The 14089-nt window shown below is 71.4% G+C and carries 14 protein-coding genes; 3 read left to right on the top strand and 11 right to left on the bottom strand.

Annotated elements, in window-relative coordinates; translation table 11 throughout:
- Window positions 1–52 precede the first annotated feature (52 nt).
- Entirely contained in the window at window positions 53–706 is a 654-nt protein-coding gene (locus tag ACTXG6_RS26860) for a hypothetical protein (protein ID WP_445182158.1), read from the top strand.
- Here the strand turns inward: ACTXG6_RS26860 and ACTXG6_RS26855 are convergent.
- The gene (locus tag ACTXG6_RS26855) at window positions 593–2266 is read right to left on the bottom strand and encodes a PEP-utilizing enzyme (protein WP_445182157.1); all 1674 of its coding nucleotides are present in this window, start codon (window positions 2264–2266) and stop codon (window positions 593–595) included. The genes ACTXG6_RS26860 and ACTXG6_RS26855 overlap by 114 nt on opposite strands.
- A complete protein-coding gene (locus tag ACTXG6_RS26850) occupies window positions 2263–3291 on the bottom strand; it encodes a hypothetical protein (RefSeq protein ID WP_445182156.1) in 1029 nt (342 codons plus the stop codon). The genes ACTXG6_RS26855 and ACTXG6_RS26850 overlap by 4 nt, the downstream gene beginning before the upstream one ends.
- 90 nt (window positions 3292–3381) lie before the next feature.
- Here ACTXG6_RS26850 and ACTXG6_RS26845 point away from each other — a divergent pair, with 90 nt between their 5' ends.
- The gene (locus tag ACTXG6_RS26845) at window positions 3382–4008 is read left to right on the top strand and encodes a TetR/AcrR family transcriptional regulator (protein ID WP_445182155.1); all 627 of its coding nucleotides are present in this window, start codon (window positions 3382–3384) and stop codon (window positions 4006–4008) included.
- A 16-nt stretch (window positions 4009–4024) separates the two neighbouring features.
- Here the strand turns inward: ACTXG6_RS26845 and ACTXG6_RS26840 are convergent, their stop codons facing one another.
- Window positions 4025–5377, bottom strand: coding sequence for a purine-cytosine permease family protein (locus tag ACTXG6_RS26840; RefSeq protein WP_445182154.1), 1353 nt, complete (start codon window positions 5375–5377; stop codon window positions 4025–4027).
- Between the two features lie 131 nt (window positions 5378–5508).
- Here ACTXG6_RS26840 and ACTXG6_RS26835 point away from each other — a divergent pair, with 131 nt between their 5' ends.
- Window positions 5509–5862, top strand: a complete 354-nt coding sequence (locus tag ACTXG6_RS26835) for a hypothetical protein (protein ID WP_445182153.1) — start codon at window positions 5509–5511, stop codon at window positions 5860–5862.
- Here the strand turns inward: ACTXG6_RS26835 and ACTXG6_RS26830 are convergent.
- Genes ACTXG6_RS26830 through ACTXG6_RS26795 form a run of 8 tightly spaced genes read right to left on the bottom strand, consistent with a single transcriptional unit; the run spans window position 5848 to window position 14086 of the window.
- Entirely contained in the window at window positions 5848–6321 is a 474-nt protein-coding gene (locus ACTXG6_RS26830; RefSeq protein WP_445182152.1) for a hypothetical protein, read from the bottom strand. The two genes, ACTXG6_RS26835 and ACTXG6_RS26830, sit on opposite strands and share 15 nt — an antisense overlap.
- 55 nt (window positions 6322–6376) lie before the next feature.
- Complete coding sequence (locus ACTXG6_RS26825; protein WP_445182151.1) at window positions 6377–7489, bottom strand: MCE family protein; 1113 nt, start codon at window positions 7487–7489, stop codon at window positions 6377–6379.
- On the bottom strand, window positions 7486–8658 hold the full coding sequence (locus tag ACTXG6_RS26820; RefSeq protein ID WP_445182150.1) for an MCE family protein: 1173 nt from the start codon (window positions 8656–8658) through the stop codon (window positions 7486–7488). The genes ACTXG6_RS26825 and ACTXG6_RS26820 overlap by 4 nt, the downstream gene beginning before the upstream one ends.
- A complete protein-coding gene (locus ACTXG6_RS26815; protein WP_445182149.1) occupies window positions 8655–9842 on the bottom strand; it encodes an MCE family protein in 1188 nt (395 codons plus the stop codon). The genes ACTXG6_RS26820 and ACTXG6_RS26815 overlap by 4 nt, the downstream gene beginning before the upstream one ends.
- Window positions 9839–10876 carry an MCE family protein gene (locus ACTXG6_RS26810; RefSeq protein WP_445182148.1) on the bottom strand — a complete coding sequence of 346 codons (1038 nt, stop codon included), beginning with the start codon at window positions 10874–10876 and terminating at the stop codon, window positions 9839–9841. The genes ACTXG6_RS26815 and ACTXG6_RS26810 overlap by 4 nt, the downstream gene beginning before the upstream one ends.
- Window positions 10873–11916 (bottom strand): MCE family protein, encoded by a 1044-nt coding sequence (locus ACTXG6_RS26805; protein ID WP_445182147.1) that lies wholly within the window; start codon window positions 11914–11916, stop codon window positions 10873–10875. The genes ACTXG6_RS26810 and ACTXG6_RS26805 overlap by 4 nt, the downstream gene beginning before the upstream one ends.
- Window positions 11913–13217 (bottom strand): MCE family protein, encoded by a 1305-nt coding sequence (locus ACTXG6_RS26800; protein ID WP_445182146.1) that lies wholly within the window; start codon window positions 13215–13217, stop codon window positions 11913–11915. The genes ACTXG6_RS26805 and ACTXG6_RS26800 overlap by 4 nt, the downstream gene beginning before the upstream one ends.
- Window positions 13214–14086, bottom strand: coding sequence for an MlaE family ABC transporter permease (locus ACTXG6_RS26795; protein ID WP_445182145.1), 873 nt, complete (start codon window positions 14084–14086; stop codon window positions 13214–13216). Before ACTXG6_RS26795 ends, ACTXG6_RS26800 begins: the two co-directional genes overlap by 4 nt.
- Window positions 14087–14089: the final 3 nt, after the last annotated feature.

The following is a 14089-nucleotide window of genomic DNA, read 5'->3' as shown; positions in this document are numbered from 1 at the left end:
ATCTCGCGTGACGCCGCTTTCTCGGCCTCCTCCCCCTCGGCGCGCTTGTAGCGTGAATTCTGTGCCGCAGTCCTGGAGATCCGCCGCGCGCCGACTGGGTCCGTCGGCCCGCTGGGGCGTCGGGCTCGCCGCGGTCATGGTGTCGCTCGCCGCCTGCGGTGCTCCCGCGCCGCCCGCGCGGGCGCCAGCCGCGCCCGCTCCGGCACCGGCCGTCAGGCCGTCCGCTCCGCCGCCACTCGCCGCGCCACCTGCCGCCCCGGCGCCCGCCGCCAAGCAACTCAACATCTGGCTGACCGGCTACTCCTGGCAGGACAACACGCCCCCCGGATCGTCCGTCGTCGGCGAACCGGTCCTGCACCAACAGGCCGGCGGCACCGGCACCTTCGCCGACCCGATCACCGTCGCGGTACCCGGTCACCAGGGGGCCATGGCATGGCAGCCGGGCACCCGGTTCTACCTGCCCACGGTCAAGCGCTACGTCATCGTGGAGGACTCCGGTGCCAGCCGTGCGCCGGCCGGCACCGACACCCACCTGGACATGTGGATCGGCGGCCAGGACGGCACGCTGGCCGCGACCAATGCCTGCGAGGACTCACTGACCGGCCGGGTCGCCGCCGAGCTCAACCCGCCGAACAACCTGCCGGTGATCGTCGGGTCCATCTACGCCAACCAGCGGTGCGACATCCCGGCCCAGGCGGACTCCTGACCACCGCCTGATCTCGTCGGCCCGCTCGAGCACCTCGACGGTGCCGGCCTTGCCGTCGACCCGCACCCGGTCGCCGGTACACAGCACGCATCTGCCGTTGCGGGTGTTCACCACACACGGGATGCCCAGCTCCCTGGCCACCACCGCCGCGTGGCTCAGTGCACCGCCGATGTCCACCACGAGTGCCGAGGAGAGGAACATGATCGACGCCCAGCTCGGGTCGGTCGTCGGCGTCACGAGCACCTCGCCCTCCTCGACCTCGGCGAAGCTCGGGTCGGTGACCACCCGCACGACGCCTTCCGCGATGCCGGCACTCACACCGATGCCGCTGACCGCGCTGTCCGCCGGCTCCCCCGCTGCCACCGGCGCGGGAACGCCCCGCCACATGCTGGGGATGGTGAGCGACTGGTACTCCCGGCGGCGCTCGCGGCGGCGGGCCACCAGCTCCCCCGCGCCGGGCGGTAGTTCCCCGGTCAGCTCGGCCGCTGTCAGGTAGAAGGCGTCGAGCTCGAGCTGCTCGCCGAGGCGGCGGGTGGCGCCGCGCGCGACGTCGAGCGACTGCAGGAACGCGCGCTTGCCGACGCCACGCAGCGGCAGCAGCCGAGCCGCGAGGCGCAGCAGCAACCGGGCCGACGCGCGTCGGCCGGGCGGCAGGGCCGCCAACACCGCGCGCTGCAGCTCGGGGAGCCGTTCCCGCGCGAGTCTCGTCCGCGCTACCGGACTCTCGGCATCGTCGAGCTTGGCGTAACCACTGATCATCCGGATCAGCGGTGCGGGGTCCTCACGCCACACCCGACCCGAGGCCTCGCCCTCGAGGGGGCCGTGGAAACCGTGGTTGGCGATGACGTCGTCGACCGTGATCCTGCCGCGGGAGGCCTCCCAGATGTCCTCGATGATCGCCATCTCGGCCCCGCCGGTGCCACTGAGCGCGCCGACGTCACCGACCCCGGCGCGCTCGACGAGCTTGGTCAGCTCCACCAGCAGCGGTTGCATTACGGCGAGCAGGCCGAGCGAGTGGATCGTCAGCGTCTCGTCGAAGCGCGCGACCGCGTCGGCCAGCACCGTCCTGGCCCCCTCGGTCGTCAGCGCCGGCAGCCGGGCGATCTGACTGCGCCACCAGTCGTCGGTCTCCGCCGCGACAGCGCGCACGGCACGGGGCGTGCCGAGCATCGCCCAAGGCATCCGGTAGGCGACAACGGGGTAGCGGGCGCGGCTCGGGGCGAAGGTCATCGTCTCCGGCACCCGCCCGAACAGGCTGCGCACCGCGTCCTGGCCGGTGGCGCCGGGCATCCGGTCGCCGACAGCGCCGAGGTACTCCATGCGCATCGCGATCCGCCCGTAGAAGGGGCGCACGATGCGCGGGAAGTCGCGGCGGTCCGCCGCGGAGAACATGCCCATCCGGAACGCGATCTCGCGCGGCATCCGGTCGCCGGTGGCGCCCCACATGCTCCAGCTCAGTGGCGTGAGCACCCCCGGTGCCGCCTCGCCGACGTTGTCCGTCGACCAGTGCTCGTCCGGCGAGCCGGGGTCGTGCAGCGTGTCCCAGGCCTCGCCGGTCACGACCGGAGGTCCTTCATCAGCCGCTGGAAGGCGTCGTACCAGATGCCCTGGCAGGGACCGTAGCCGATCCGGCCCGCATCGTCGGTCCACCGGATCACACTGTCCCAGGTGAACGCGTTGGGCCAGGACGGGATCGGCGCCAGGGCCACCGCCTCGCCGGTGAAGCGGTAGACCGCCCCGGCGCTGTCCTCGGCCTCGATGGTCTGCCGCAGCGGCGCCGGGACGTACGGGTGCAACTCGTCCACCGAGCGGTGCACGCGGGTCAGGTCGCGCAGCTCGCCCCGGTCGCACACCCAGGCGAAATGGTGACCGGGAGCGCCCGCCGGGATCGACAGCGCGCCTTCCCACACCGGGTTGGTGCCCGGTGACTCGAACCCGACCTGGTTGAACGCGAGCTGGTTGTCCGGGAAGTAGATGGGTGTCCAGGCAACTGGGGGGTCGTGGCGCCCACCGCGCTCCTCGGTGCGGCTCTGGCGCCAGGAGCGGTCCCGGGGCATGTAGCAGTCCACCGCGTAGGTCTCACCGCGCAGCCGCAGCTCACCGGTGCAGTGCATGAACTGTTCGCTGCCGCCGGGGTCGTGTGACACGTGCAGATTCTCGCCGGGGATGACCGCGCCGCGCGCGACCAGCGGCGTCACGGCGGTCTGGGTGATGTCGAACGCGGCGTCGGCGCTCTCATAGGTGATCCGCGCCTGACGCCCGAGCTCGAGGAACTCGATCCTGTAGCCGTTAGCGGCGGTGATCTTCGAACCGTCGACCGTCGGGTACGGCATCGTCATCTGCCAGTCCAGGTACGCCATGTCCAGCGGCATCCGGTGGTCGAGTCCCTGGAAGATCATCACACTGCCCTGCGACAGGGAGAAGTACGGCTGGTAGCGGATGTAGGTGAACGCGCCGATCCCGGCCTCCGGCACCTGGAAGCCGAAGTAGTGCGTATGAACCGTGTGCGGCTCCCACCCGCCCTCGGTCGCGGCGACGCCGATCAGGTCGGTGCCCGGCTCGTGGACTGACAACGACCGTGTCATCGGGCCTCCTGGAACACTGTGTTTCACAAAACATACACGGGGTCCCATCCGTGCGGTGACTGCCACCTGCCACCGACTACGCTCGGCGCGGTGACCATCGATCAGCAGGAGATCGACGCCCGCCGACACGAGGCACGGAAGCGGGAGATCGTCGGGCGTGTCCTACCCGTGGTCGAGCAGAAGGTTGCCGAGGCCGGGAGCTACGCCAACCTGCGGGTGGAGGACATCCTGCAGGACGCGCTGCTGTCGCGTTCGACCTTCTACCGGTACTTCAAGGACAAGAACGAGCTGCTGCTGGCACTCGGCGAGCCGGTGTTCGCCGACGTGCGTGCCGCCGCGATCCGACCGTGGGACCGCGACACCGCTCCGACCCGCGACGAGCTGCGGGCCGAGCTCCGCCGCAACTTCGACATCTACCTCCCCCACGTGCCGGTGATCGGCGCCATGGTGGAGGCGTCGTACCACTCACCCGCCGTGCGGGAGCTCTTCGAGCAGGGCTTCGCCGAGGTCCAGCGGTCCATCGCCGAGCACATCACCCAAGGGCAGCGGGCGGGATTTGTCCGCCCTGACGTACTGGCGCACGAGACGGCCGCCTGGCTCACCTGGATGGCGGAGCGCGGCATGACCAAGATCGCGTCGATCGCCGACAACGCCGCGCTCGACAGGCTCGCCGAGAGCCTGGCGACCATGGTGTGGTGCATCTACGAGGTCCGCTAGCCTCTCGCGCGGTCTGTTAACCGCGACGCGCACGTCCTTCCAGCGGGACGAGCGCGATCGCCGCGATACCCGCGCACACGAAGGAGAGCAGCGACGCCGAGAGCCAGGACGGCGGGGACAGGTGCACGGCGTGCTGAGCCCAGATCCAGGCGTCCGACCAGCCGGCCAGGCCGCCCGGATTCACCAGCTGGTAGACGACGAGCCCGATCAGCCAGGCGAGCAGCATCAACGGCCGGGACGGAGCGGTCGGCGACAGGTCCCGGACCAGTTGGCGCCGGGCCAGCGCATCGCCGACCCCGACACCGAGCAGCGGAACGAACACCGAACCGATCACCAACAGGAAATCCGCGTACGAGTTGATGTCGAGCGCCAGTGCCAACAACATGATCAGCGCACCGGTGCACACGGTCAGCACCCGCCGGTCGGCCCGGGGCAGCAGGTTCTGCACCGACACCGCCGTCGAGTAGACGTTGGCGAAGGACTGGTCGACCTCGCGCACCGTCAGTACCAGGAAGGCCACCAGCCCGAACGGCACGGCCAACATCGGGCTGAACACCGCGTCACCGTTGCCGGCGACCAGAGCCAGGGCCACCAGTCCGAGCAGGAACGTGACGATCTGGGCGATCGAGTAGCCAATGGTCGCCGACGTGAATGCGGCGAACGGGGTACGCGAGTGCCGGGAGTAGTCCGACGCCACCGGGATCCAGGAGATCGCCACCGCGATCGCCGCGTCCGCGCCCTTCCAGAAACTTTCCCAGCTCCCCTCCCCCAGACTCGGGAGCGGATGCCGCAGCAGGTGCCACGCGAGATACGCCAGCGAGATCGCCACCGCGATCGTGACCACCCGGCGCAGCAGGCGCATGGTGCCCAGCGGGCGCAGTGTCAGCAGCACCGTCAGCACGCCGGCGCCCACCACCCAGACCCAGCGCACCGTGTTCGGGAACGCGGTCTGCGCCGCCTGCGCGATCACCACCAGCTCGAAGGTGCCCCAGCCGATCAGCTGCACGACGTTGAGGAAGGTCGGCACCGCGGAGAGCCGGCCGCCGAAGAGCCCGCGAAGCAGCACCATCGCCGGCGCCCCGGTCATCGCGCCGGGGATGGCGGACAGGCCCACCATGGCGCTGCCGATCACCGTCCCGACAATCGTCGCAAGCACCGCGGCCGCAACCGTGAGCTGGGTGGCGCCGGAGGGTTGCAGCACCGCGAGCACACCGGCGAAGCCGAGCAGGCTCACCCCGAGGTTCGCCCAGAAAGCACCCTGGTCCAGCACGCCAAGGGTGCGTGGGACCGGGCCGTCGAGCCGGACCGCCACCTCGTTGCCGGTCGCGGTCGGGTCGTTCGTCGACTGCTTCGCTGCGTTACCGGCCACAGGTCCCCTCCGATGTTGCCGCGCTGGACTCGCGGCTCATGAGATCACGCCGGACCCATCCGGGTCACCGAGCGACTGGACACACTCGTGAGCGGCGGGCGCACGTGCCTACCGTTACCGAGCTGCACACGGTGCACGTTGAGCGGCGGGCGCACGTGCCTACCGTTACCGAGCTGCACACCGTGCACGTTGAGCGGCGGGCGCACGTGCCCACCGTTACCGAGCTGCACACCGTGCACGTCGAGCGGCGGGCGCACCTGCCCACCGTTACCGAGCTGCACACGGTGCACGTTGAGCGGTGGGCGCACGTGCCCACCGTTACCGAGCTGCACACGGTGCACGTTGAGCGGCGGGCGCACGCGCCTATCGTTACCGAGCTGCACACCGTGCACGTTGAGCGGCGGAAAAACATGCCTGTTGTGCAGCTCGGTAACAACAGGCCGCCACTCACGGGGCGGCGGGTGACCGGGTCAGGCGGGGGTTAGACGGGCGGCCTTGCCGGTGACCAGCCAGCGCTGCGCGGCGACCGTCACCGCGAGGTAGAGCAGCAGGCTGACCGAGCCGAGCTGGTCGGCGGCGGTCGTGGTGCGCCTGAGAACCAGGTCGATCCCGATGTGCAGCGCGAGCCCGATGATCCACAGCACCACGGTGACCGCGTTGCCCTGCCGCACGAGCACGCCGTCGTCGCCGCGCCACACCGCGGTCACCTGGGCCCGGAGGAACCCGAAGACGGCGCCGACCGCCAGGCTGAGCACCAGGATGACGTAGGCCACCGCCGGGAGGTGCTTGCCGCCGACGTAGTTGCTGATCTCGATCACGCCGATGACCCCCAGGACCAGCGCGATCCGGTACGGGCGGTTCTCCTTCACCGGTCGCACCTGCAGCTGCCGCACGATCAGCCACACCACCACGGCAACGGCGATGACGATGTTGGAGATGCTCACGGTTGCCAGATCGTATGGAGTGCGGCCGGACAGGTGGGCTCCGGGTCGCGGCCCTTCATCGACCGCCACCGGTCGGCGCGTTCTGGGAGCCCCGGACACTGGTCGGGCTGCCCTTCGGCTCGGCGCAGTGCACGCCGTAGTTGGGCTTGACCGGCCCGAACTCGTCCGCGCCGCGCTGCTGGGTGCCCTGGTAGCCCTTCTCACACGGCGGCGGGTCGTAGAAGTTCGGGATGAACGCCAGCCGGCCCCGGCCGTCCGGGGCGAGCGTCGGTCCGACGGCGTTGACCATCGGGAACGCGACGAGCAGCTCCTGCAGCGCGGGCACCCGGGTCTCGGTGATCCGGGCGACCACCAACGAGTTGCGCACCACGTCGGACAGCGGCTGGCCGGCGTGGTCGAGCAGCCACCGCACCTGCTCGGCCAGCTCGGGCGCGTCGTCGACGATGCGCCGCAGGTCCGGGTCGGAGTCCTTCAGCTGGGCGGCGATCTGGCGCAGCCCCCGGCTGAGCTCCAGCACGTCGGCGCTCTGCTCGCGCTGGGTGTTGAGCACGGTCTGCGCGCTGTCCAGCAGGCCGACGGTCTGCGGCAGGTGCGCCGTGGCGGTCTGGCTGAACCCGCCGGCGCCGTCGATGAGCTGCCGCAGCGACGGCCCGGTGCCGACGAAGCCCGTGCCCAGCTCGGTGACCACGGTGCGCAGCGAGTCGGCGGGCACGCTGCCGGCGAGCCGGTCCAGGTTGGTCAGCACGTCCGACGGGGTGGGCGGCAGGGTGGTGCGCTGCACCGGGATGACCGCGCCCTCGGCCAGGTAGGGGCCGCCGGTGTGGGCGGGGCGCAGGTCGACCGTCTGCTCCCCGATGGCCGAGCGGTCGCTGACCACGGCCGCGGTGTCGGCGGGGATCGGCGGGGCGGTGTCCTCGATGCGCAGGTCGGCCGTCACGCCGTCCGGGTTCAGCCGCAGCGCGGTCACCTGGCCGACGGCCACCCCCCGGTAGGTGACCTCGGCGTTCGGGAAGATGCCGCCGGAGTCGGCCAGCCGCACGCTGACCTGGTAGCCACCCGCCCCGAACAGCCGGTCCAGCCCGGCGTAGCGCGCCCCGGTGTACGTCACCCCGATGGCCGCGATGAGCGCGAAGATGACCAGCTGGATCTTGACTCGGCGGCTGATCATCGGTCTCCCCCGCCGCCGCCACCGGACAGGGGCAGCAGCAGCCCGCCCAGCCCGGCCGGCGGCCTCGGTTCCGGCAGCAACGGGGTCCGGATGATCTGCCCGAGCGCGCCGGGCAGCGGCTCGGCGGGCGTGCCCGGGATCGCCACCGGCGGCTGCGAGGACCGGAGCAGGTTGCCCAGCGTGCTGTTCACGTCCAGCTTGAACAGCAGGTCGGTGTTGAAGTAGTCGCCCTTGAGCGCCTTCATCGCGTAGTCCGGGAACGGGTAGGTCAGCAGGATCTGCAGCGACCTGGGGATGTTGTCGCCGGCCTCGGCCAGCTCGCGCAGCGTCGGGGTCAGCGCGCGCAGGTCGGCCACCAGGTCGTCGCGGCTCCGGTTCACGGTGTCCACCGCCACCCCGGACAGCCGGTCCAACGACTTGAGCATGGTGACCAGCTGGTCGCGCTGGTCGTTCAGCACCCGCAGGCCGGGGCCGAGCTGGTCCAGCGCCGTGTCGATGTGGCCGGTCTGGCCGGCCAGCACTCCTGCGAGCCGGTCCAGGCCGTCGATGGCACGCACGATGGTGGCCCGCTGGGCGTCGAGCTGGCCGGTCAGCCGGGCCACCTGGGTGAGCAGGTCGCGCAGCTGCGGCTCGTTGCCGCTGGTTGTCGCGTTGACCTCGCGGACGATGTCCTGCAGCTGGGCCAGCCCGCCGCCGTTGAGCAGCAGCGACAGCGCGCCGAACACCTCCTCCACCTCGGGGTAGCGGCGGGTGTTGGCGACCGGGATGACGGCGCCGTCGCGCAGCGGTGCGCCGGCTGGCGGAGTCGGTTGCCCAGGGGGCGCGACGAGCTCGACGAACTTCTCCCCGAGCAGGCTGGCCGAGCTCAGTTCGGCGTGCGTGGTCGCCGGCAGTGCCACGTCGCCGTTGATAGCGAGCGACACGAGCGCCACCGACCCGTCCGGGGCCAGCGAGATCTGGTCCACCCGGCCCACCGCGACGTCGTTCAGCCGCACGGTGGCCTGCGGCACCAGGTCGAGCACGTCGACGAACTGGGCGGTGACGCGGTACGGGTGGCCGCCCAGGTCGGCGCCGCCGGGCAGCGGGGCGCCGTACAGCCCCGAACCACAGCCGGCGAGCAGGCCGCCGCCCACCGCGACGGTGAGCAGCAGTCCCAGCAGCCGTCTCACCGGCCACCTCCCGGTGCCGACGCCGGCGGGAGTGCGGGCAGGGGCAGCTTGCCCTGCTGCACGTCGCCGAGCACCTGCGCCGGCGACGGCGTCGGCACGATCTTGTTCAGCCCCTGCATCAGCGATACGCAGGCGCTCAGCACGTCCTGCCCGACGGGCGGGTTGAGCTGCGGCTGCTGCTTGCCGTAGCGCTGCAGGATCGTGCAGGCCAGCACGCCGATCGGCAGCTGCAGCTCGGTGAACACGCCGCGCACCGCGATCGAGGCGGACGCGGAGTCGTAGGCACCCAGGTAGTTGGCCGAGCCGAGCGGCGCCACGTCGATCACCTCGGCGAGTGCCTTGCGCTCGTCGACCAGTGCCTGCGTGATGTCCGTCAGCTGGCGCAGGTTCGACGCGACCAGCTCGCGGTTGTCCCTGATGAACGAGCTCACCTGGCCGAGCGCGCCGGCCGTCGCCTTCAGCGTGTCCCCCACCTGGCCGCGCTCGCCGGCGAGGTAGCCGCTCACGTCGGCCAGCCGGGACTGGAACTGGCGCACCTGCGCGTCGCTCCGGGCCAGCGTGGCGGTGAACGTGTTCAGGTTGTCCACCGTGGCGAACAGGTCACCCCGGGACCGGCCCAGCGTGTCGGCGAGCTTGCCGAGCTGGGTGAGCGTCGTGTTCAGATCGGCGCCGTTGCCGGCCAGGTTGGCCGCCGTGGTGTCCAGCACGGCGGACAGCGCGCCGGTGCTGTTCGCGCCGTTCGGGCCGAGCGCGGTCGACAGCGTGTCCACGCTGCGCAGCAGCTCGTCGATCTCGACCGGGGTGGCCGTGCGCTCCCGGGGGATCACTGTGCCGGTGGCCATCGTCGGGCCGTCGATGTAGGCCGGCGTGAGCTGCACGTACCGGTCGCTGACCAGGCTGGACGCGATGATCGCCGCCGAGGCGCCGGCCGGGATCGGGTACTTCGGGTCCACGGTCAGATCCACCCGGACGACCGGGCCCTCCGGGGTGACGTCCCGCACCGTGCCCACCTTCACCCCGAGCACCCGGACGTCCGAACCGTCGTACAGGCCGACCGCCCGGTCGAAGTAGGCGGTCAGCCGGGTGGGCGCGGCCGGCCGGGTCAGCCACCACAGCCCGGTGGCCAACACGAGGACGAAAACGCAGGCCAGCGCGATCAGCGGAGTCCTGCCGCGCGCGCTCATCGGCCGCTCCGCAGTGCCGTCGGCTGGTCGAGGGGCTTCGGCGGGCCGCAGCCGCCGGGGTTGAGCTCCACGGCACCCAGGTTGATCGTCGGGGTGAGCAGCCCGCAGAAGTAGCCGTCGAACCACCGGCCGTTGCCGACCACGTTGTTGTAGGCCCGCGTGTAGGGCGCGAGCGCGGCGATGCCGTGCGCGAGGTCGTCCTGGTCGCGCTGCAACAGCTTGGTGAGGTCGTCCAGCTGCTGGAGCGCCGGGTGCAGCTGCCCCTGGTTGTCGTTCACCACGCCGTGCAGCTGGTCGGCCAGCCGCTCGGTGCCGTCCAGCAGCCGGCTGATGGCGTCCTTGCGCCGCTGCAGCTCGCCCAGCAGCGTCGACCCGTCGGAGATCAGCTTGTCCACCTGTTGGTTGCGCTGGGCCAGCACCCCGCTGACGTTGCTGGCGCTGGCCAGCAGCGAGGTCAGTGCCTGGTCCCGCGAGGAGATCGTCTGGGAGAGCCGGGACAGGCCGTCCAGCGTGCCCCGGAACTCCTGGGGTGTGTTGGCGAACGTGGTGGCCAGCACCCGGAAGCTCTGGGCGAGCTGGTCGGTGTTGATCCGGTTCACCGTCTGGCTGAGCTGGTTGAACGCGTCCGGGATCTCGAACGGGGTGTTGGTGCGGGCGACCGGGATGGGCACGTCCGGGTCCTGCGCGGCGGCGCCGGCCGGGTGCACCGCCAGGTACTTCGCGCCGAGCAGCGTCTTGATCTCGATGGACGCGCGGCTCTGGTCCCCCACCGGCACCCCGGTGACCCGGAACCGCACCACGACCGCACCCCGGGCCAGGCCGACGTCGGTGACCTTGCCGACCCGGATGCCGGCCACCCGCACCTCGTCGGACGGGTTCAGCCCGGCCGACTCGGTGAACTGGGCGGTGTACTCGGTGCCGCCGCCGATGCCCGGCAGGTCCTGCGCGTGGTACGCGGTGAACGCCGCGAGCACGATCAGCACCAGGGCCACGGCGCCCACCGCGGCCTGGTTGCGCTCCTTCAGCGCCTTCACGGCCCGCACCTGGCCGGGCGCTGGGTGCCCTCCAGTGGGAACACCGGCACGACCACGCCCTTGTCCTGCACCGAGACCTGGGCATTGAGCTGGCACATGTAGAAGTTGAACCAGCTGCCGTAGCCCACCGTCCGGGCCAGCCGGTCCAGCTTGGGGCCCCAGGTGGTGATCGCGTGGTCGATCGTGTCGGAGTTGTCGTTCAGCGTGCCGGCCAGATCGCGCAGGTGGCCGATGTCGTCCTTCAACGGCGACCGGGCGTGCTCGAAGAGCCCGGCGGTGGTGTCGGTCAGGTCGCCGAGGGCGTCGATCGCGGAGCCGATGGGCTGGCGCTGTTCGTTCAGGCCGCTGACCAGCTGTTGCAGCGTGTCGATCAGCTGCGACAGCTGTGGCGCCCGGTCGCTGACCGTGCCGATGACCGTGTTCAGGTTGTCGATGACCCGCCCGATGACCTCGTCCCGGTCGGCCAGCGTCGAGGTCAGCGACGCGGTGGACGTCAGCAGGCTCTCCACGGTCGGGCCCTCACCCTGGAACACCTGGATGATCTCGAAGGAGAGCTTGTTGACGTCGTCCGGGCTGAGCGCCTGGAACAGCGGCTGGAAGCCGTTGAACAGCTCGGTCAGGTTCAGCGCGGGGTGGGTGCGGCCCAGCGGGATGGTGCCGCCCACCGGCAGCGTGCCGGTCGGCTCTGCCGGGCCGGGGGTGCCCGTGTCCAGCGAGACGTACCGCTGGCCGATCAGGTTGCGGTACTTGATCACGGCGGTCACCGAGGCCGGCAGGGTGCGCGAGGAGTCCACCTGGAAGTCCACGGCCGCGAACTGGCCGTCCTGGACGTGCAGCCCGGTGACCTGGCCGATCTTCACCCCGCGCATCCGTACGTCGTCGCCGTCCTGCAGCCCGGACGCGTCGGTGAAGATCGCGGTGTACCCGGAGCCGCGGCCGAAGCCGGTGTTGGCGATGGTGGCGGCAAGGATGCCGGTGAACAGCACGGTGACCACCGTGAAGATCGCCAGCTTGACCGAGGGGCCCAGCGCGTCCCTCATCGTGGGCCCTCCAGCGGCGTGGCCGGGTGCGGCTGTTCGGTGGGCACCCCGGGCCGGTCACCGATCATCGGCACCATGAGCAGGGCGTCCCCCTTGCTCCCGTCGCCCGGGCCGACCTCGCGACCGCGGTTGGCCGGGTCGTCCAGCGGCAGCAGGCCGGACAGCGGGTCGGGCTCCTCGGCCGGCGCCACGGGCTTGCGGGAACCGTCCTGGAGCGGGCCACCCGGCGGGTACTGCGGGAACACCGGCGTCTGGTCGTAGCAGCGCGGGCCCCGGTTGTCCTCGTAGTGCGGCGTATCGACCCCGGGCACGTACCTACCGCGGTTGGCGGCGATCTCGAGCAGCACCTTCACCTGCTCGGGGTGCGCGGAGCCCTTGCCGAACGTCGCCTCGGCGCGCGGGATCCCGCCGACCACCTGGCGGAAGAAGCACGGGAGCTCGGGCGCGTAGTGGGCCAGCACCTGCAGCGCCGGGCGGGCCGAGCGGGACAGGTCAACCAGGTCGTCGCCGTGGTCGTCGAGGTAGTCGTGCAGGTCGTCGGACGCGCCGCCCACCCCGAGGAAGACGCGCCGCAGCTGGTCGCGCTTGTCCTCGAAGGTCCGGGTCGTGGTGGTCAGGTCGGCCAGCCCGCCGAACAGGTCCGGCGCCGCCCTGGCGTAGGCGTCCGCCACCGGGGGCAGGTCGTCCAACACCTTGATCAGGTCAGGCACCGCGGGGTTGAACCCCTTGAGGTAGTTGTCCAGGCCGACCAGCGTGGTGCCCAGCTGGGTGCCCCGGCCGTGCAGCGCCTGGGACAGTGCGCTCAGCGTGGTCGCCACCTGAGCCGGGTGCACGGCGGTGAGCAGCGGCAGCAGGTGGTCAAGTACCTGCTGCGCCTCGATCGCCGTCTCGGACCGGTCCTGGGGGATCACGTCGCCGGCGGCGATCGGCGCGGCGGGCGCGCTCGGCAGCCGCAGGTCCACGTACCGCTCGCCGAACAGCGTCTTGGGCAGTACCCGCGCCGAGACGTTCGCCGGCACCAGCGCCACCGAGTCCGGGTCCAGCGCCAGCGTGATCGACGCCCCGTCCGCGTCGGCGGCCACCGAGCGCACCGACCCCACCCGTACCCCGCGCACCTTGACGTCCGCCCCGGCGTTCAGCTGGGTTCCGGTCCGCTCGACCCGCAGCGTGACCAGGTCCACCGGGGTGAACACCTTGCGGTAGATCCCGACCGAGAGGGCCACGAAGCCCACCGCGAGCACCAGGAACAGCAGTCCCAGGAGCAGGTAGCGGGGCCGCTCGGCGCGGGTGTACCAGATCACCCGGCTATCCGGACCGTGGTGGTGGAGCCCCAGATGGCCAGGCTCAGGAAGAAGTCGGTGAACGACACCAGCACGATCGAGGTGCGCACCGCCCGGCCCACCGCCACCCCGACCCCGGCCGGCCCGCCGGTCGCGGTATAGCCGTAGTAGCAGTGCGAGAGGATCACGACCAGGGCGAAGACCAGCACCTTCAGGAACGACCAGAGCACGTCGCCGGGCGGCAGGAACACGTGGAAGTAGTGGTCGTAGGTGCCACCGGACTGGCCGTAGAACCACACCGTGGTCTGCCGTGAGGCCAGGTAGGCGGCCAGCAGGCCGACCACGTAGAGCGGGATCACCGCGACGAACCCGGCCACCACCCGGGTGGTCACCAGATACGGCAGGCTGCGCACCGCCATCACCTCGAGCGCGTCGATCTCCTCGGAGATCCGCATCGCGCCGAGCTGGGCGGTGAACCCGCAGCCCACGGTGGCCGACAGCGCAAGTCCGGCGGACAGCGGCGCCACTTCGCGGGTGTTGAAGTACGCCGAGATGAACCCGGTCAGCGCGGCGGTACCGAGCTGCTGCAGCGCCGAGTAGCCCTGCAGGCCGACCACCGCGCCGGTGAACACGGTCATGCCGATCATCACGCCGAGCGTGCCGCCGATCACCGCCAGGCCGCCGGTGCCGAAGCACACCTCGGAGAGCAGCCGCAGCGTCTCCCTCGGGTAGCGGCGCACCGCGCGCGGCGCCGAGCCCACCGTCCGCCCGTAGAAGGCCAGCTGCCAGCCGACGTCGGCCAGCGTGGTGGCGCGCCGGTCGACCGCGCGCGCGGCGATGGCGCTGAGCGACAGCCGCGACGGCGGCACGATGGGTGAGTAGCGGGGCATCGG

It is taken from the genome of Pseudonocardia sp. Cha107L01 (assembly GCF_052566575.1).
The sequence above is the reverse complement of the archived record's forward strand: the minus strand, read 5'-3'. Positions and strand labels throughout refer to the sequence as shown.

What these genes read in the sequence shown, in the direction of transcription:
- ACTXG6_RS26850 (WP_445182156.1), bottom strand. Translation starts at nt 3,291, where the DNA reads ATGACACGGTCGTTGTCAGTCCACGAGCCGGGCACCGACCTGATCGGC.
- ACTXG6_RS26825 (WP_445182151.1), bottom strand. Translation starts at nt 7,489, where the DNA reads ATGATCAGCCGCCGAGTCAAGATCCAGCTGGTCATCTTCGCGCTCATC.
- ACTXG6_RS26815 (WP_445182149.1), bottom strand. Translation starts at nt 9,842, where the DNA reads ATGAGCGCGCGCGGCAGGACTCCGCTGATCGCGCTGGCCTGCGTTTTC.
- ACTXG6_RS26805 (WP_445182147.1), bottom strand. Translation starts at nt 11,916, where the DNA reads ATGAGGGACGCGCTGGGCCCCTCGGTCAAGCTGGCGATCTTCACGGTG.
- ACTXG6_RS26795 (WP_445182145.1), bottom strand. Translation starts at nt 14,086, where the DNA reads ATGCCCCGCTACTCACCCATCGTGCCGCCGTCGCGGCTGTCGCTCAGC.